The sequence below is a fragment of the Pseudomonas sp. 5Ae-yellow genome (assembly GCF_014077575.1).
In the GTDB taxonomy this organism is placed as follows: Bacteria; Pseudomonadota; Gammaproteobacteria; order Pseudomonadales; family Pseudomonadaceae; genus Halopseudomonas; species Halopseudomonas neustonica.
The window spans coordinates 84,743-102,328 of record NZ_JACGWE010000004.1; the positions used below are offsets into that span (position 1 = coordinate 84,743).

The 17,586-nt window shown below is 55.6% G+C and carries 17 protein-coding genes; 4 read left to right on the plus strand and 13 right to left on the minus strand.

What is annotated here, in order from left to right; genetic code table 11:
- The first annotated feature begins 16 nt into the window (after window positions 1–16).
- Genes H4J77_RS04175 through H4J77_RS04185 form a run of 3 tightly spaced genes read left to right on the plus strand, consistent with a single transcriptional unit; the run spans window position 17 to window position 3,710 of the window.
- A complete protein-coding gene (locus H4J77_RS04175) occupies window positions 17–2,401 on the plus strand; it encodes a heavy metal translocating P-type ATPase (protein ID WP_182247165.1) in 2,385 nt (794 codons plus the stop codon).
- Entirely contained in the window at window positions 2,398–2,787 is a 390-nt protein-coding gene (cueR, locus tag H4J77_RS04180; RefSeq protein ID WP_123889690.1) for a Cu(I)-responsive transcriptional regulator, read from the plus strand. The genes H4J77_RS04175 and cueR overlap by 4 nt, the downstream gene beginning before the upstream one ends.
- Entirely contained in the window at window positions 2,784–3,710 is a 927-nt protein-coding gene (locus tag H4J77_RS04185) for a LysR family transcriptional regulator (RefSeq protein WP_182247167.1), read from the plus strand. The genes cueR and H4J77_RS04185 overlap by 4 nt, the downstream gene beginning before the upstream one ends.
- Before the next feature lie 14 nt (window positions 3,711–3,724).
- Here the strand turns inward: H4J77_RS04185 and flgL are convergent, their stop codons facing one another.
- From flgL to H4J77_RS04250, 13 genes are all read right to left on the minus strand, one after another.
- A complete protein-coding gene (gene flgL, locus H4J77_RS04190) occupies window positions 3,725–4,984 on the minus strand; it encodes a flagellar hook-associated protein FlgL (RefSeq protein WP_182247169.1) in 1,260 nt (419 codons plus the stop codon).
- Between the two features lie 13 nt (window positions 4,985–4,997).
- The gene (flgK, locus tag H4J77_RS04195; protein ID WP_182247171.1) at window positions 4,998–6,965 is read right to left on the minus strand and encodes a flagellar hook-associated protein FlgK; all 1,968 of its coding nucleotides are present in this window, start codon (window positions 6,963–6,965) and stop codon (window positions 4,998–5,000) included.
- A complete protein-coding gene (gene flgJ, locus H4J77_RS04200; protein WP_182247173.1) occupies window positions 6,965–8,080 on the minus strand; it encodes a flagellar assembly peptidoglycan hydrolase FlgJ in 1,116 nt (371 codons plus the stop codon). The genes flgK and flgJ overlap by 1 nt, the downstream gene beginning before the upstream one ends.
- A 14-nt stretch (window positions 8,081–8,094) precedes the next feature.
- The gene (locus H4J77_RS04205; RefSeq protein WP_123889695.1) at window positions 8,095–9,195 is read right to left on the minus strand and encodes a flagellar basal body P-ring protein FlgI; all 1,101 of its coding nucleotides are present in this window, start codon (window positions 9,193–9,195) and stop codon (window positions 8,095–8,097) included.
- 13 nt (window positions 9,196–9,208) lie between these two features.
- Window positions 9,209–9,886: a flagellar basal body L-ring protein FlgH gene (flgH, locus tag H4J77_RS04210; protein ID WP_123889696.1), complete on the minus strand. Its 678-nt coding sequence runs from the start codon at window positions 9,884–9,886 to the stop codon at window positions 9,209–9,211.
- Between the two features lie 15 nt (window positions 9,887–9,901).
- Window positions 9,902–10,687: a flagellar basal-body rod protein FlgG gene (gene flgG / locus H4J77_RS04215; protein WP_123889697.1), complete on the minus strand. Its 786-nt coding sequence runs from the start codon at window positions 10,685–10,687 to the stop codon at window positions 9,902–9,904.
- 45 nt (window positions 10,688–10,732) lie between these two features.
- Window positions 10,733–11,473 carry a flagellar basal-body rod protein FlgF gene (gene flgF, locus H4J77_RS04220; RefSeq protein WP_123889698.1) on the minus strand — a complete coding sequence of 247 codons (741 nt, stop codon included), beginning with the start codon at window positions 11,471–11,473 and terminating at the stop codon, window positions 10,733–10,735.
- A gap of 212 nt (window positions 11,474–11,685) precedes the next feature.
- Window positions 11,686–13,083 (minus strand): flagellar hook protein FlgE, encoded by a 1,398-nt coding sequence (locus tag H4J77_RS04225; protein WP_123889699.1) that lies wholly within the window; start codon window positions 13,081–13,083, stop codon window positions 11,686–11,688.
- Window positions 13,084–13,115: 32 nt separating this feature from the next.
- Entirely contained in the window at window positions 13,116–13,799 is a 684-nt protein-coding gene (gene flgD, locus H4J77_RS04230) for a flagellar hook assembly protein FlgD (RefSeq protein ID WP_123889700.1), read from the minus strand.
- Window positions 13,800–13,815: 16 nt separating this feature from the next.
- The gene (gene flgC, locus H4J77_RS04235) at window positions 13,816–14,256 is read right to left on the minus strand and encodes a flagellar basal body rod protein FlgC (RefSeq protein WP_123889701.1); all 441 of its coding nucleotides are present in this window, start codon (window positions 14,254–14,256) and stop codon (window positions 13,816–13,818) included.
- A gap of 3 nt (window positions 14,257–14,259) precedes the next feature.
- Window positions 14,260–14,664: a flagellar basal body rod protein FlgB gene (gene flgB, locus H4J77_RS04240; protein ID WP_123889702.1), complete on the minus strand. Its 405-nt coding sequence runs from the start codon at window positions 14,662–14,664 to the stop codon at window positions 14,260–14,262.
- 225 nt (window positions 14,665–14,889) lie between these two features.
- Window positions 14,890–15,717, minus strand: coding sequence for a protein-glutamate O-methyltransferase CheR (locus H4J77_RS04245; protein WP_123889703.1), 828 nt, complete (start codon window positions 15,715–15,717; stop codon window positions 14,890–14,892).
- A 46-nt stretch (window positions 15,718–15,763) separates the two neighbouring features.
- On the minus strand, window positions 15,764–16,702 hold the full coding sequence (locus H4J77_RS04250; protein WP_123889704.1) for a chemotaxis protein CheV: 939 nt from the start codon (window positions 16,700–16,702) through the stop codon (window positions 15,764–15,766).
- Window positions 16,703–16,846: 144 nt separating this feature from the next.
- Between H4J77_RS04250 and flgA the strand changes: the two genes are divergently transcribed.
- Window positions 16,847–17,530 (plus strand): flagellar basal body P-ring formation chaperone FlgA, encoded by a 684-nt coding sequence (gene flgA, locus H4J77_RS04255; protein ID WP_259364718.1) that lies wholly within the window; start codon window positions 16,847–16,849, stop codon window positions 17,528–17,530.
- The last annotated feature ends 56 nt before the right edge of the window (window positions 17,531–17,586 follow it).

A 17,586-nucleotide genomic window follows, 5' to 3' on the forward strand; every position in this document is an offset into this window, starting at 1 on the left:
GAATTGGAGAACCCACATGCAGACCATTACCCTGACACTGGGCGGCATGAACTGCGGCAGCTGTGTCAGCCGCGTCGAACAGCTGCTATCAAGCACAACAGGCATTCAGCAAGCGGAAGTCAACCTGGCCGCCAATAGCGCCCGGTTCGACTTCACCACCGCCGAGGAGCTGCGTTCTGTCAGTGCTCGACTGGACAAGGCGGGTTACCCGGCAAAGCGAGAAGAGCGTCAACTTCAACTCAAGGGTATGAACTGCGGCAGCTGCGTGCGCCGTGCAGAACAGGCTTTGATGAACATTGCGGGCGTGCTCAGCGCCGAGGTCAACCTGGCTAGTCAGCAAGCCCGTATCACCCTACTCAAAGGCGCCGATGACCAGTTGGTATTGGATGCGCTAGCTAACGCTGGCTATCCCGGCCAGTGGCTGGACGCCGGCAAACATCAGGACCGCGAACAGACGAGCGAGCTGCGCAAGGAGCGGGCGTGGCTGATACTGGCTGTCGCCTTTACCCTGCCCTTGGGTATAGGGATGATCCCTGCCCTCTTTGGCAATCACAGTTTTATGCTGCCGCCCTGGCTCCAGCTGGTGCTTGCCTCGATAGTGCAGTTCATCTTTGGCGCACGCTTCTACAAGGGAGCCTGGCATGCGCTGCGTAATCGCAGCGGCAATATGGACCTGCTGGTTGCCCTGGGCACCAGCGCCGGCTGGGCCTTGAGCACATGGCACCTGCTGCAGGCCGCGCCCGGCGAGAATCCGGCGCTCTACTACGAAGCCTCCGCAACCATTGTCAGCTTTATCCTGCTTGGCAAGTATCTGGAAAGCCGCGCCAAAGGGCAGACACTTGAAGCCATACGCGCGCTTAGCGCCTTGCGCCCCGACACGGCTCGCAGGCGCACTGGTAACGCAGAGGACCAACTGGTGCCACTCGACCAGATAATGGTCGATGACCTGGTCGTGGTCAAACCCGGCGAACGCATCCCTGTGGATGCCGAAGTCAGCGACGGTGCCAGCCATGTGGACGAGTCGATGCTGACGGGTGAAAGCCTGCCGGTGAGCAAAGAGCCTGGCGACAGCGTTAGCGCGGGCGCCATGAATCAGGACGGCCTGCTGCTGCTGAAAACCCGCGCAGTAGGCGCAGAGACGCGGCTGGCCCAGATTGTCAGGCTGGTAGAGAGTGCACAATCGTCCAAAGCGCCGATACAACGCCTGGTAGACCGCGTCAGCTCGATCTTCGTACCTATTGTCATGCTGATCGCATTATTCACCTGGGTAATCGGCAGTCTGATTATTGGGCCAGAACAAGCTCTGCTCAATGCCATAGCCGTGCTCGTTATCGCCTGCCCCTGCGCACTGGGTCTGGCGACACCTACCGCGATTATGGTCGGCACCGGCGTGGCAGCAAAGCACGGCATTCTTATCCGCGATGCCATCGCTTTGGAGCAAGCGCATAAGGTTGATACCGTGGTTTTCGATAAAACCGGTACCTTGACGGTGGGCCAGCCCTCTCTCACCAATTTTCAGTTGCTTGAGGATATTACGCAGGAGCAGGCATTGGCTTGGGCGGTAGCTATTCAGCAGCAGGCAGAGCATCCGCTTGCGCAGGCAGTATGCGATTTTGCCCAGGCGCATTCAGTCAGTGCGCCGGCAGCCAGCAGCTTCAAGGTCTGCGCGGGACGAGGCGCTCAAGGAATGGTGGACGGCACGCAACTATGGCTTGGTAACGAGCGCATGATGGCCGACCAGGGTATTGACCTATCGGCTTGGCTCGTCGACGTCCAGAAACAGGCTACCGCCGGTGCGACAATCTCCTGGCTGGCCGCCGACAACCCGCCACGCGCAGTGGCTATGCTAGCCTTTGCCGATACCATCAAACCTAGCGCAGTCGCAGCCGTTGCCCGCCTTCACGACCAAGGCATCAAGACACTGCTACTTAGCGGCGACAACCAGGCCGCCGCAGACTCAGTCGCGCAAAAACTGGGGATACTGCAGGCTCGGGGCGGTGTACTGCCGAATGAAAAAGCAGAGGTAGTACAAGGTCTGCGTGCTAAACATAGTGTGGTTGCCATGGTGGGTGACGGGATCAACGATGCACCAGCGCTGGCCGCAGCGGATATCGGCCTGGCTATGGCCACGGGCACCGACGTTGCAATGCACAGTGCTGGCATTACGCTGATGCGCGGCGACCCGCTGCTGGTTCCTGCAGCGCTTTCGTTATCGCGGGCTAGCTGGCGTAAAATCAGACAGAATCTGTTCTGGGCGTTTGTTTACAACTGCGTCGGTATTCCTCTAGCGGCGGTAGGCCTGCTGAATCCGATGCTGGCTGGTGCGATGATGGCCGCTAGTAGTGTTTGCGTGGTCAGCAACGCGCTGCTGTTGAAGCGCTGGACCCCGGAGAAACCATGAACATCAGTCAAGTCGCCAAGGCCAGCGGTCTCAGCGCAAGAATGATCCGCCACTATGAACAGATCGGCTTGGTACCCGCGCCGGCGCGCAGTGAATCCGGCTACCGCCAATATACGCAAACGGATCTGCACAGCCTGCGTTTTATCCATAGCGCACGTGAGATGGGCTTCAGTATGGAGCAAATAGCACAACTACTAATGCTATGGCAGGATCGCTCACGTAGCAGCAGCGAGGTCAAACGTCTGGCGCAGCAACACCTGCAGGAACTGGAACAGAAGATTGCTGACCTGCAGGCCATGCGCAACACATTGGCTGACCTAGCCAACTGCTGCCATGGCGATGACCGACCTGACTGTCCCATCATTGAATCACTGGCGAGCCGATGAGTGAACAATCTCCGCTGGACCTAAAGTCACTGCGCCACTTTGCAGCCCTGGTTGAACACCAGGGCTTTATCCGCGCCGGTGAAGCTATTGGCCTTAGTCAGCCAGCATTAAGCCGCAGTATCCAGACGCTGGAGCACCGCCTGGGCTGCGCCCTGATCAAACGCGGCGGGAAGGGCGTGGAGCTGACACCGCAGGGGCAATTGGTATTGGAGCACGCCAAGCGTCTATTGGCCGGGAGCACGTCACTGAAAAATGCACTGCGCCAATTCAATGACCTCGAAGAAGGTGAGTTACTCATCGGCGCAGGCCCCTTCCCGGCTGCCGATCTGCTGCCACGCGTTCTGGGCCAGTTCAACCAGCGCTACCCAGGCGTGCGAGTCAGGCTGGAGATTCAACACTGGGTTGCACTGCGGCGCCAACTGTTGGCCGAAGAACTCGAGCTTTTCGTAGCGGATATTCGCGAACTAGAGGGCGACCCATTGCTGCAGGTGGAGCCGTTGCAGCAGGAGCCAAGCCTGTTGTTCTGTCGCGCGGGCCACCCGCTGATCAAGCAAGCCAAACAACTCACGCCAGCACAATTAGCCGAGTACCCGTTAGCAAGCTTCCGGCTACCTGGCGTGATTGAGCAATTGCTGCAAGACACCTTTCCGCGAGATACACCGCTGATCAGTCTGGAATGCGACAACCTGGACGTGCTCAAGCGACTGGTAATGAACTGCGACGCGTTGAGTTTTGCCAGCCACAGTACATTGGCAGCAGAACTGGCGCGGGGTGAACTGGTGCTGCTCGACTGGCCCAAGCTCATGCCCGGCACCAGTTTTGGCTTGGTAACCCGTCTGCAACGCCCGCTTTCTCCGGCTGCGATTGCCTTTATAGCGATGTTGAAAGCTGCAGCCGTTAGCCCAGCGCCTGTTGCGCACTAACGCAACAGAACGGGCTACAAGAGGTTAAACAGACTCAGGCCGCTGACCTTGACGAAGCTTTGCTGCGCCGCTTCCAGCACGACTGTTTGCAAGCTGAGACGGCTCAATGCTTCGGCGTAATCCAGGTCTTCCAACTCGGAGGTGACCGACGTATTGATCAGCGACAGCTCACCGTTTTGCAGCTGCGTCGACTCAATCACGTTCATTCGCGCGCCTATGGTGGTCTGCACCTGCAATACACTGTTCATGGCGTTGTCGAGGTTGTCGAGAGTGATGGCAATCACGTCCCTACGCTGCAACTTGTCTTCACTGCTGGTCGTCGGGGTTTCCAGCGTCTCACGCAGGTTCGCAATGGTTTCCAGGATGCCACGCGTTTCACGCTTATCACTGGTAGCGGTACTGTCCCCGGTGGTGATGGTGAAGCTGTCGCCCGCCGCCGGTGCACCACCCAAAACGACGGAAACACCGGCATAACGAATGTTGTAACCACCGTCATCGTTTTCTTCAAGCGCACCGGTCACCGGAGGCACCAAGGGGGTACCGCCGCTATCGACTATTTCGTAGGTATCGGCGGTAGCGCCTATAACGATACTCACACTGCCCTGCGGATAAAAATTCTGATCGTAGTCGTTCTTGTTCTCAACCACGCCAAGCGAGATACGCGCGGTACCGGTATTGGCGGCATCGGCGGCAGTCAGTACCCGGTTAACGTTACCCACATCAACGAACAAATCTTTGCCGTTATCATTCAAGGCTACCGTTTTTGAGCCAGCGATCTGCACCGAGCGCTGACCTTCGTCACCTTGATAACTATAGCTGCCATCAGGGTTCTTGATGAAAGGGGCTTCGCTACTCTGATAGCCACCAAACAGGTATTCGCCGCGGGCGTTGCGGCTGTTGAACAAATCCAGCAGCTCCTCTTCACGCTGCTCAAGCTCAGTGGCAAGCGCACCTCGATCGGCATCGGTCAAACCACCACCACCGGCTTCCAGTGCAATCTCACGCACACGCTGCAGAGAGTTGTTGACCGAATTCAGAATAGCCTCTTCCTGCGCCAAACTGTTGTTGGCGGCGGTCATATTGCTCTTGTACTGCTCCAGCTTGTTGGACTCCTGACTCAACTGCAACAGACGCACCGTTGCTACCGGGTCATCAGCGGGCGACAAAATGCGTTTACCGGTGCTGATCTGTTCCTGCGTACGTGACGCGTTGGCATAGTTATCCTGAATGCCCCGCACGCCGCTATTGAACTGCTGAATGGTGGAAATCCGCATATTTTGTTACCCGTTAGCGAATACTGCTGAGCAGTGTATCGAACAAAGACCGCGCAACTTGAATAACCTGAGCCGAGGCGTTGTAGTACTGCTCAAACTTGATCAGGTTTGCTGCTTCTTCGTCCAGGCTGACAGCCGAGACGGAATCCCGGTTATTCGTTGCCTGTTGCAGCACAGCACCGGTCGATTCCGCATCCGTTCGCGCCTGAGCTGTGAAAGTGGCCACACGTTGCACCAGATCACCATAACCATCAACGAAGGAGAAGCCATCAGCACCATTGGCCTTGCCCAGCACTTTGGACGTCTGCAATTCGGACATCACCAACGCGTTGCGGTTATCGGCGACACCCGTATTGAAGTTGACACTAAAACTGTCGCCGTCCTTTGGCCTGCCGCTCATTTGCATACTGAAAGTATAGCCGCCCACGGTCAGCTCGACGTCGTTCGTCTGGCCAGGGGTAATAACCAACGGAGACGGTGTCAGTGTGCCGCTGGAGCTAGTCAGCTCTCCGGTTGCCGAGTCATAGCTCAGATCAACCGGCAGCAAGGTCTGCAGCGCAGCAGGATCAATAGGTGAAGGCCCACCAGTCAACACCGGCTGAGTGATACTACCAGTACCACGATTATCCAGATTGGCGTCACTGCTGGCCGGCGCAGCAAACGCCAGCTCCTGAGGTTCCGTCATCACCACATCTATATTGGCCGCGGCATAACGGGTTGGGGTCAGCAAAAAGCGATCGCCAGCACCTACGCTACCGGCGCTCAACTCAATGGAAATACCATCCAGCTCTGGCGGCGGCGCACTGGTCAGATCGTAGGGGCCGGTTACCTTGTTATCAGAGGTGCGGCGGACGGTAAACTCGGTCGAGCTACTGAAAACCACCTCGTAATCCGAGGTACCAAGCTGCGAAGTATCGGTGATCAGCACGTCCAGCTTGGCATTCGGGTCGCTGTTATTAGCCCGCGCACGGCTGCGCCCATCCACCAGCGCGTCGCTATTAATGTCGTTGAACAGCAGTGAGCCCGCATTACCATTACGGTCAAGCCCTTGCCCCTGCTGCTGGTTAAACTCATTAGCAATCGACAATGACAGTCGACCAATCGAGTTCAACGCCTGATCCAGCACATCCTGACGATAGCGCACCAGACCGCCCAGTTCGCCACCACTAAGCAGTGAGGTAATATCCTGCGTCGAGCCACCACTGGTCAGCACAACATCGACCCGTGAAGGGTCAGACGCACCGTTGCGCACTGACAGGGTTGAAGCCTCACTACCCACCACCAGGGGCTGGCCAGACCCAACAAAGACGTTAATCTGATTATCGTCCTGTGGTACCACGCTGATACCGATAAGTTTGGAGAGCTCGCGCACGGCCTCGTCACGTGAGTCCAGTAAGTCGTTAGGCTGAGCACCGTTGGCTGCTGCCTTGGCAATGCTGTCATTGAACTCGGCAATGGTAGCCGACAGGCGGCTCGCCTGATCAGCCAGCGTGCCCATCTGCTGTCCGATAAACTGGTTCTGCCCCGCCAGACTGCTCTGTACCGTATTGAAACGTGATGCCAATCCTTCAGCCTCGGATAAAAAGAGTTGGCGTGCGGGCAGATTGGACGGGTCTTCGATCGCCGTCTGCAGCGCATCAAAGTAATTCTGCAGGCCTGGGGTGATACCGGTCGCGCTACTGGAGACCAGCGTATTAAGCTGCTCCATTTGCGACTGAAAAGCTTTGACTTCAGCGTTGCTGGAGGTGCTGGAGCGCACCTGATTGGTTAGAAACTGATTATAGATGCGATCAACATCCACCACTTTGCTACCGTTACCAATGTAACCAGCGCCGGTGAAAATGGGCAGCTGCGTCGACTGCACCGCAGTCTGGCGGCTATAGCCAGGGGTATTGACGTTACTGATGTTTTGGCCGGTGACCGACAGCTGTGTCTGAGCCGATTTGAGCCCGCTGAGACCAATACCAAAAAGGTCAGCCATTATGCCCTGCCCTCAGCGCTATCAGCCGCTGCGGTATTGTTAGCTACACGAGTGTCACTTTCACTGATCAACTTGCGAGCAATCTGCGAGACCTTGCTGGCGTACTGCGGATCAGTGGCATAACCGGCCTGCTGCAGTTCACGGAAGAAGGAATCCGGGTTGGCGGTGCTGCCCAGAGCCTGCTGGTAGCGGCCGTTGGTTTCCAGGAAGCTGACGTAATCTTCAAAGCTCTGTTCCCAGGAATCATAACTGCGGAACGCGGCGCGCTCTTTACCCGCTACCCCGTTGCGAAACTCAGTCGTCATCACCTGCGCAGAATCGCCCTGCCAACCGCCATGCGACTTGATACCGAATAAATTGTGGCTGCTGGCACCATCGCTCCCTTTTATCACTGACTTGCCCCAACCCGTTTCCAGAGCGGCCTGGGCCACCAGGTAATGTGGATCGACACCGAGCCTGGCAGCGGCTTTTTCAGCCATCGGCAGCATGGTTTCAACAAACTCATCGGCATTGGCAAAGCGCGTACGTGCAGCGCTATCGCTATTCACCATCTGTGCGCTGGACGGGCTCTCAGCGTTGCGAGCGGCCGCCTGCAGGGCGCGCAGCGGCTGCCAGTTTTGCACCACGCTTGAACTATCTTTGCTTTCACTGCTGTCAGGCGCACCTATGGCGCTCTGCTGGGCGTGACGCTGTGCCCAATCGCTATAGTTGGATGAGATCGCCAGTCGGCGACGCGCCAGCAAAGCTGACTGATCAAGCCCTTCTACTGCCTGTTTGCCAGCATTGGCAGACGCGGCTGTCGTACTGCCTTGCGGCGACAACTGACGCATCAGGGTATCGGTCATCCCCAAGCCCTTGCTTTCCGCCAAGTGAATCGACAGCTGGTTATCGTACATATCCTGATAATGCCGGGTCTGCGGGGTATTCAATGGGTTGCCTTCAGCAAAAACCGCATTGGCATCACGCATGCTTTTGACCATCATGTTCACAAACAACGACTCGAACTGTTCAGCCACCTTGCGGATATTCTCCGGGCTATTGGCCTTGGGTCCTGACTTCAGCTGACTAACACTGTTCAGGTCGGTGTAGTTGAGACTGCTGTTGTTGATGCTCATGCTGGCCTCCCGACTCAGATGATAACCAGATCGGCGTTCAAGGCGCCGGCCTGCTTGAGTGCTTCCAAAATAGCCATCAGGTCACCAGGAGCCGCGCCTACCTGATTTACCGCACGTACAATTTCGTCCAGCGATACACCTGGATTGAAGACAAACATGCGGCTATCACCCTGATCAATGTTGATCTGCGAGCTGGGTGCAATCACGGTCTGACCACCAGCCAGCACGCCATCGGGCTGGCTCACCTGCGCGTTCTCACTGATGGTGACAGTAAGGCTGCCGTGGGTTACCGCGGCTGGCTGCACACGCACATCCTGACCAATAACGATGGTGCCGGTACGCGAATTGATGATGACCTTGGCCGCGGCGTTACCCTGCTCAATCCGCAGATTCTCAACCATAGCCAGATAATCCACGCGCTGATTGGGATCAATAGGCGCACGCACCCGAATACTGCCGCCATCCAAGGCTTGCGCCACGTCAGGGCCGAAAGTCCTGTTGATCTCATCTACCACCCGTTTGGCGGTAGTGAAGTCCGGACGATTCAGGTTAAAGGTCAAGTGATCACCGGAATTAAAGGGGCTGGCAACCGCGCGCTCGACGCTGGCACCGTTGGGAATACGGCCCACGCTGGGCACGTTTACCGTGATGCGCGAGCCGTCCGCACCTTCTGCGCCAAAGCCACCCACCACCAGGTTGCCTTGCGCAATAGCATAGACCTGCCCATCAATACCCTTGAGCGGCGTCATCAACAGGCTGCCGCCACGAAGACTCTTGGCATTACCAATCGAAGAGACTGTGATGTCGATGGTCTGCCCCGGCCGCGAAAAGGCAGGCAGATCAGCATGAATCGCTACAGCAGCCACGTTTTTCATCTGGATTCGAGTACCCGGCGGTACCGTAATACCAAACTGCGCCAACATGTTATTGAAGGTCTGTACGGTAAAGGGAGTCTGGCTGGTCTGGTCACCCGAGCCGTCCAGGCCAACCACCAGGCCGTAGCCAATCAGTTGGTTACTGCGGACCCCGGCAATACTGCCGATATCCTTCAGGCGATCAGCCTGTACCAGCGGACTGGCCAACAACAGACATAGGCAGAGCGATAAAAAGCGCATCTTGTCTCTCCTGTCAGAAAGGCCACAGCGGGCTGAGGAAGAACTGGTTCAACCAACCCGGCTGACTGGCATTGGCAAAAGCGCCGTTACCCGAATAGGTAATGCGCGCATCGGCGACCCGAGTCGACAGCACGGTGTTATCCGGCCCAATATCATCCGCGCGCACCAGACCGGAAATACGTATCAGCTCATCGCCCTGGTTCAGCGTTATCCATTTTTCACCACGTACCGCCAGAATGCCGTTAGGCAGCACTTCAGCCACAGTTACGGTTATGGAGCCCGTCAGGCTATTGCTCTGGTTGGCGTCGGCGGAACCATCAAAGCCACGATTACCGGAAACACTCACCCCCAGATCCAGGCCCTTGAACCCAACCGTATTGCCTAACAGGGTTGGGTTACCAATGGACACGTTGCTTTCTTTATCGATTTCGTTCTCAGCCTTCTTCTGCGCGGCCGTCTGCTCACTCAGCGTGATGGTGATAATGTCGCCGACGCGATGCGCTTTACGGTCGTTGTACAGACTCATCTCGAAGCCGGGCTGGTAAATAGCGCCGTTGTTCAACTCCTGCGGCAAGGGTGTGCGCGGCAAAACCGGGGCATAAGCCGGGTCGTCCCGGGTTGGCGGCATCTGCATGCAGCCAACCAGGCTCACCAAGCCAAAAAGCACCAACGCGTTACGCAAGAAGTTCATGACACTAAGCTCCCGTCAGAGATTCTGACTGATGTACTGCAGCATCTGGTCTGCGGTGGAAATAACCTTGGAGTTCATTTCGTAAGCGCGTTGAGTGGTGATCATGTTGACCAACTCTTCAACCACACTGACGTTGGAGTTCTCAAGGGTGTTCTGCAGAACAGTACCCAGACCGTTATCGCCCGGATTGCCGTTCTGCGGCGCGCCGCTGGCGGCGGTTTCCAAAAACAGGTTATTACCAATCGACTGCAGCCCCGCCGGGTTGATGAAATCCGAGGTCTGAATATTGCCAATCTGCTGAATGCCGGGATTGCCAAATACCGAAATGCTGACGGTGCCGTCTTCACCTATGGTCAGTGTCTGGACGTCATCTGGCAGCACAATGCCAGGCTCAAGCGGGAAACCATTGGACGTAACAATCTGACCATCGGCGTCGAGATGAAAACTACCGTCACGGGTATAGCCAATGTTGCCGTCGGGCATCAGGATCTGAAAGAACCCGCGGCCATTGACCGCCATATCCAGTGGCTGCTCAGTGGTCTGCAGCGTGCCCTCGGTAAATATCTTCTGGGTACCCACCACCCGTACACCCGTACCCAACTGCAAACCTGAAGGCAATTGCGTGTCTTGAGTACTCTGGCCGCCAGGCTGGCGCTTGACCTGATACAGCAGATCTTCAAACTCCGGCCGATCACGCTTGAAACCCGTAGTTGATACGTTAGCCAGGTTGTTGGAAATAGTGGTGAGCATGGTGTCCTGAGCGGACAAACCGGTTTTGCTGACCCAAAGTGCTGCGAGCATGGTGTCTCTCCTCGCGTGTCAGTTAACTGACACTGCTATTAAACGTTAACTGATTTGCAGGACGCGATCTGACGCCTGAGCGTTCTCGTCAGCGGTGCGCATCATCTTGATGTGCAGCTCAAACTGCCGTGCGAGCGTCAACATCGAGGTCATCTCTTCAACCGCATTGACATTGCTGCCTTCCAGAAAACCGGTCGCAACCTGCACAGCCCCGTCGGCCGGTTGCTCGAGGCCGCCATCAGCGCGCATCAGGCCGTCTTCCGCCTTACGCAGGCTGGCAGGATCAGGATTAACCAGTTTGATGCGATCTACTTCTGCCATGACCGTGGGTGCTTCACCCAGGGCACGGATGCTGATGGTGCCGTCCGAGCCAACCTCGATCTTTTCTGCTGGCGGGATCGCAATGGGGCCACCGTTACCCAGCACTGGCAGGCCACCAGAGGTACGCAGAATCCCAAAAGCATCAATCTTGAGGTTGCCAGCACGCGTGTAAGCTTCTGTGCCATCTGGAGCCTGCACTGCTATCCAACCTTCGCCCTGGACGGCAACATCCAACTCGCGACCTGTCTCTTGCATGCTTCCGGCGGAATAGTCGGTGCCAGGACGCTCAGTCATTGCATAGGCGCGGGTAGCAAACCCATCGCCAAAAACCGGCATGGAGCGCGCTTGTTCAAAGTCCTTGCGAAACCCGGTGGTGGTGAGGTTTGCCAGGTTGTTGGCGTGCGAACGTTGCGCTAACGCGTTTTGGCTTGCCCCCGTCATGGATATGTATAGCGATTTGTCCATGTCCTTTCTCCCGCATCAACTGACGCGACAAAGAATTGCCGCTTTTGCTCTTGATACAGAAGATAAAGCACAGACCATGCCATCAACCCACATTTACTATTTAAGCAATAAAAATCATAGACTTAAAAAATAAAGGACAAAAAAAAGCGGCAATACCGGCACGCCTATTTGCCGGTATTGCCGCTGAGATCGCCGTTTTATACGCTGACGACTTACCTCAGGTTGATAATGGTCTGGGTCACCGCATCTTCAGTCTGAATGGTTTTGGCATTAGCTTGATAGTTGCGCTGCGCCACGATTAAATTGATCAACTGCTCGGAAATGTCAACGTTCGACTGCTCCAGCGCACCGGACTGAATACTGCCCAATGTCCCCGTAGTAGGCGCTCCTATTACCGGCTCGCCCGACTCGAATGACTGCGACCAAGCCGTATTACCCAAGGGGCTCAAGCCCTGCTGGTTGGCAAAGGTAGCAAGCACCACCTGCCCCTGAACCCGAGTTTGCCCGTTGGTATAGCGCGCCACCAGCAAGCCGGACTTATCGATACCCAGGCCAGCCAGCTCACCCGTAGTGAAGCCATCCTGCGATACTGCGGTCACCGCGAAGCTGGATGAATATTGCGTGGAGCCAGTGAGATTCAGGTCGAGATTCGCTACCGGAGATTCGGCCCCCGTTGGCTGCCCCTCACTATCCAGCGGCTGCCAGCCGGTTATGTTGTATGGCTGAGGACTAACCAGCTCACCCACGCTGTTAAAGTCCACGTCATAACGCGTGGTTGCCGTCGGATCAAAAGCTGGATCGGTAGCAGGCGTACCGCTTTGCAGGTCACGACCGTCTACCAGGACGTACATATCCCAGCTGTTCGCGTCATTTTTCACGAAGTACTTCGTCAATACGTGATCGTTACCCAGGCTATCGTAAATCTTCACCGACGTAGAGCTGTTGTAAGACGCCGAGTTAGTCGGATCAAAGGTAGCTCGCGCCGCCGCCAGACCTGCGGTCTCGGCCGCCACGATTTCAGCCGGCGTCGGGTTGGCAGGATCGACGGCGCCAGCGATTGAAGCCGCATAGGCAGTATCATAGCCTTGCGAGTAGACCGGGGGCCGGGTCTGTGTAGAATTCAGATTCAGCGTCGAGCTGATAGATGTAGTGGCATTCGGATCAGCTGAACGCGTATCAACACGAAGATCCGTCTGAATGCCTTGATCGATCTGACCGGATACCGCGTTGACCGCAAACCCCTGCAAGCGCTCACCTGCGTTATTGACGATATTACCGTCGCTATCAGTGCCAAAATAGCCAGCGCGAGTATAAGACAGCGCACCATCCTTGCTGGTAACGAAGAACCCGTTACCGTTGATGGCCATGTCCAAGCTGTTCTCGGTAAAACCGATGTTGCCCTGGGTAAACAACTGCGCCGTATTCTGCAACCTCACGCCACTGCCTTGGGCGTTGCTGCCAGTACCCAAAACCGAGGCGGCATAGACATCAGCAAACTCGGCACGCGAGCTTTTGAAGCCGACGGTACCGGCGTTCGCAATATTATTACCTGTGATATTCAGATCGGAAGCTGCCGCCCGGATACCACTCAAACCGATATTAAAAGACATAATATTTCTCCTCAGCCTGATGCGGACGACTGTTATTTAATCGAGTAAACGTTGGATAAACTGATACTGCCCAGGCCAGCCACATTGAGTAGTAACTCACCATTATTGCCAGCCCCCAGCGATACACTATCCACGTTGGCCGGCAACAGCGTAGCCAACTGCTTGGTTGTACCACCTACCGCTGCGGTCGCTTCAAAGGTATAGGCACCTGGCGGCAAGACATTGCCGCTACCATCCTTGCCATCCCATTTGAAATCATGCATCCCGGCTTTGAGATCACCCATGTTGATGGTATTCACCAGGCTACCGGCGCTGTCGAGCACCTTGATAGATACTGCGCCACTGTCTTCCGGCAGAGCGAACTGACCTTCGACCCCGGTAGCCGTATCCACAATCGCCTGATCAGACGGCACAATCACGGTACGACCCACTAGAGAAGATGCCTGTAACGCCTGTGAAGACTGATAACCACTGAGCAAAGCCTCCATCGAGGTGTTCATGTTCTCGATGCCTTCGACCGTACTGAATTGCGCCAGCTGGGCAATAAACTCACCGTTTTCCTGCGGGGAAAGGGGGTCCTGATTGTTCATCTGCGCAACCAACAACTCGAGAAACTGATCCTTGCCCAGCTCGTCGCTCTTAGGCTCACGATCTGTATCGAACTTGTACTGGTCCAATACACTGTTGCCCACTGCCACATTATTGCTGACACTCATGTCGGTATGTCTCCGTTTACTGGCCCAGGGTCAGGACGCGTTGCAACATGGTTTTGGCGGTATTCATGACTTCCACATTGGTCTGGTAGGACCGGGAAGCAGACATCATGTTAGCCATTTCTTCAACCACATTTACGTTGGGATAAAACACATAACCATCTTCATTCGCCATGGGATGATCGGGCTCATAGCGCGGTTCTAACTCCGCGTCGGACTCAACAACACCTAAAACCTGAACACCTTCGCCAACTTGCTGCTGATCACTAAACAAGGAGGCGCCAGCGCCCTGCTCAGCACTGAAGATGGTTGCAAAAACCGGGTTACGCGCACGGTAGGTTTGATCAATGCTGCTCGAAACCGTCTCGGCGTTGGCAATATTGCTGGCCACGGTGTTAAGCCGCAGCGACTGCGCGCTCATACCAGAGCCAGCGATATCAAAAACTTTATCAAGAGACATGGTTTAATCTCCCCGCAGGGCTGTCATCAGGCCCTTGAATTTGCTGTTGAGGAAGGTGAAGCTGGCCTGAAAGTCGATCGCATTTTGTGCGTAAGCGGCCTTCTCTGCCTCTGCATCTACTGTGTTGCCGTCGAGCGAAGGCTGTAGCGGGGTGCGAAACCGCAGCCCAGCCACTTGGTCTATGAGGCTATCGGCGGCAATGTGACCCGAGTTGGTTTGCGCCAGGCTGACTGACTGGCTGCCACCTGGCTGCTGAGCCGCCAGTACGGCACTGAACTCCAGGTCACGCGCTTTGTAGTTTGGGGTTTCCGCATTAGCCAGATTGTTAGCCAGCACCTCAGCCCGCTGGGAGCGGAACTTGAGTGCTTGCTCATGCACACCCAATGCGTTGTCGAAACTGATACTCATGGCAACCTTCCTCGTTCTGGCACAAAGCCAAAAAGCCTCTATGCCAACAACAAAGCAAGCAGCGTGCCAAAAGTAAAAACCCATAAAATTCAGCTAGTTGCGAAAAAAAAATGTGGCAAAAGCGGCAAGGAGTTACCGGCAAACGGCAACAAAGGATAAATCGGAGGGGAGGTAAAGCGGCAAAAGTATTGCCGCCATTGTCAGCGGCAATACGTTAAGCAGAGATCAACGTGCCTGGTAAACGATACCCGGATTACACTGGACCATCTGATACAGCTCCGGCAAACCATTGAGAGCCTCAGAGGCGCCCAACATCAAATAACCACCGGGTTTCAGCGTGGCATGAATACGCCGCAAGATGTCCTTCTTTACGTCAGCCGAGAAGTAAATGAGCACATTACGGCAGAACACAATATCGAACTTGCCAAGCATCGAATAACTGTCGAGCAGGTTGATAGCACGAAACTCGACGCGATTGCGCAACGCCGGCTTCAGCGCCCAACGGCCAGGCGCCAACTGATCAAAATGACGTGCCAGCCGCTCCTGCGAAAGCCCCCTGGCAACCGAAAGGCTGTCGTATTCTGCGCTTTTGGCGGCGTTCAAAATACCACCAGACAGATCGGTCGCGACAATTTGCGCACCGCTGCGCAGTTGGCCCGCATTGCTCCGCTCGAACTCGTCAATCGACATGCTCAGCGAGTAGGGTTCCTGCCCGGAAGAGCAAGCAGCAGACCAGATACGCAAGCGCTGGTTCGGATTGCTTTTGATAAACTCCGGAATCAGCTTTTTCTTGAGCACCTCGAAAGGATAGACGTCGCGAAACCAGAGAGTCTCATTAGTCGTCATTGCATCAATAACCAACTCGCGCAAATTACTGCGCGGCTGACTTTGAATACGCTTTACCAACTCCCCCAGGCTGCCAATTTTTTCCTGCTCCAGTAAGCGATTCAACCGGCTTGATACCAGATACTGCTTGTTATCACCCAGCACAATGCCGCAGGCCTTCTCCAAAAACTCACGAAAAGCCTGAAAGTCCTGATTAGCCAAAGTCACACGGGCCGCCTTGTGTTGTTGTAGTCGATAAAGTTATCACCATCGGCTAATCAGTCTGCTCGCGCAGAGCATGAAGCCGATCAATAACACGCTGAGCCAGATCATCAGGCTTGAACTTGGCGAGAAAATCATCTGCGCCCACTTTCTTGACCATTGCCTGATTGAATACCCCTGACAGTGAAGTGTGCAACATCACATGCAGGTTTTTCAGCCGCGGATCATTGCGGATCTCTGCCGTCAGCGTGTAGCCATCCATCTCGGGCATTTCAATATCCGAGACCATCATCAGTAGCGTCTTGCTCACATCTTCGCCCAGGTCGGCTTGCGCGCGAAGCCAGTCCAGCGCCTGCCGGCCATCGTTGAGCGTGATGATCTCTACCCCCACTTCCTGCAAACATCGAGACACCTGTTTGCGCGCGATAGAGGAGTCATCGACTATCAACACCTTGCGCGAGACAGCTTCCGCCTGGGTTTCCTGACTGATGACCCCCTCTGAGATTTTTTCGTTGGTTGGCACGACTTCAGCCAAGACCTTCTCGACATCAATAATCTCAACCATCTGATTATCAACGCGCGTCACTGCTGTCAGATAATGATCACGCCCAGTGCCCTTTGGCGGCGGATGAATTTCTGACCAGTTCATATTGACGATACGTTCGACCGAGCGAACCAGAAACCCCTGCACCTTATAGTTGTACTCGGTAATGATAACAAACGCGGTGTCGAGATTATCAAGCCCCGGGCCGCCGGTCGCCCGGTTCAAATCGAGAATGGGCAAGGTTCCGCCGCGAATATGCGCCACTCCGCGCACGACCGGATGCAGCCTCGGCATCATGGTCAGGCGAGGGCATTGCAACACCTCTTTGACCTTGAACACATTCACACCGTACAGCTGATTACCTGCCAGCCTGAACAGCAGCAGCTCCAACCGATTCTGGCCAACCAGCTGTGTACGCTGATTGACTGAATCCATTACACCAGCCATGGGCAGCTCCTTTTCGTATTGTGCTCAATGCGGCATATTTCATGCAGTACGACAATAAGGCTATCGAACCGACAGTAAAATGACACGCACCGATCGTTTGTTATTAAAGGTAATTGTATGCGTTTCCTCACCAGGTGCGCGGCATTGACGATATTTTTTTCCTCGCCACTGTTCGCGACCCCCCTCATTGATCAGCTTATCGGCGCGACCAATCAGTTTCTTGAGCAAGAAGTACAGGAACATATTGCTCGCACTGGCCAGCCCGGGCGCTACGAAATCAAGCTCAATCGGCTTGATGCCCGATTACGCCTGCCGCTATGCCCTGAAGAACAGCTTAGCGCAGAACTGGAAAGTCCGAATATTCCCGTTGGTCGAGTGACCGTCAGGCTAACCTGCAACAGCGACTCACCCTGGCGCCTTTTCGTTCCGGGCCAGGTCAGCCTCTATCAGCAGGTGCTCGTCAGCGCCCGCCCCCTTTCCAGGGACACCGTACTCAGCGCCAGTGATCTGACACTACAGGAGCGAGACACCAGCTTGCTGCGCGACAAGTATCTGGTTGAGCCGGAGCAGGCCATCGGCATGCGCTTGACCCGACCAGTAGCACCCGACACCATAGTTACCTTCGCTATCATTGCGCAGAATGAAGTTATCCGCCGCGGCGACAAAGTTGTGATCAGCGCCAGCAACGGTAGCGTGTCAGTGAAAATGCCAGGTGAAGCGATGGAGAACGGTGCGGTGGGCGCCCAGATAAGAGTGCGTAACACACGATCAAACCGTGAAATAAAAGCGCGTGTGAGCGCGGCGGGGCAAGTCAGGGTAGACATGTGATGAACAAGGAATTTTCGGATATACTCACGTCAGAGCCGAGCACGCCAAACAGTGAT

Coding starts and splice junctions, on each gene's coding strand:
- H4J77_RS04175 (WP_182247165.1), top strand. CDS start 17: ATGCAGACCATTACCCTGACACTGGGCGGCATGAACTGCGGCAGCTGT.
- cueR (WP_123889690.1), top strand. CDS start 2,398: ATGAACATCAGTCAAGTCGCCAAGGCCAGCGGTCTCAGCGCAAGAATG.
- H4J77_RS04185 (WP_182247167.1), top strand. CDS start 2,784: ATGAGTGAACAATCTCCGCTGGACCTAAAGTCACTGCGCCACTTTGCA.
- flgL (WP_182247169.1), bottom strand. CDS start 4,984: ATGCGGATTTCCACCATTCAGCAGTTCAATAGCGGCGTGCGGGGCATT.
- flgK (WP_182247171.1), bottom strand. CDS start 6,965: ATGGCTGACCTTTTTGGTATTGGTCTCAGCGGGCTCAAATCGGCTCAG.
- flgJ (WP_182247173.1), bottom strand. CDS start 8,080: ATGAGCATCAACAACAGCAGTCTCAACTACACCGACCTGAACAGTGTT.
- H4J77_RS04205 (WP_123889695.1), bottom strand. CDS start 9,195: ATGCGCTTTTTATCGCTCTGCCTATGTCTGTTGTTGGCCAGTCCGCTG.
- flgH (WP_123889696.1), bottom strand. CDS start 9,886: ATGAACTTCTTGCGTAACGCGTTGGTGCTTTTTGGCTTGGTGAGCCTG.
- flgG (WP_123889697.1), bottom strand. CDS start 10,687: ATGCTCGCAGCACTTTGGGTCAGCAAAACCGGTTTGTCCGCTCAGGAC.
- flgF (WP_123889698.1), bottom strand. CDS start 11,473: ATGGACAAATCGCTATACATATCCATGACGGGGGCAAGCCAAAACGCG.
- H4J77_RS04225 (WP_123889699.1), bottom strand. CDS start 13,083: ATGTCTTTTAATATCGGTTTGAGTGGTATCCGGGCGGCAGCTTCCGAT.
- flgD (WP_123889700.1), bottom strand. CDS start 13,799: ATGAGTGTCAGCAATAATGTGGCAGTGGGCAACAGTGTATTGGACCAG.
- flgC (WP_123889701.1), bottom strand. CDS start 14,256: ATGTCTCTTGATAAAGTTTTTGATATCGCTGGCTCTGGTATGAGCGCG.
- flgB (WP_123889702.1), bottom strand. CDS start 14,664: ATGAGTATCAGTTTCGACAACGCATTGGGTGTGCATGAGCAAGCACTC.
- H4J77_RS04250 (WP_123889704.1), bottom strand. CDS start 16,702: ATGGCTGGTGTAATGGATTCAGTCAATCAGCGTACACAGCTGGTTGGC.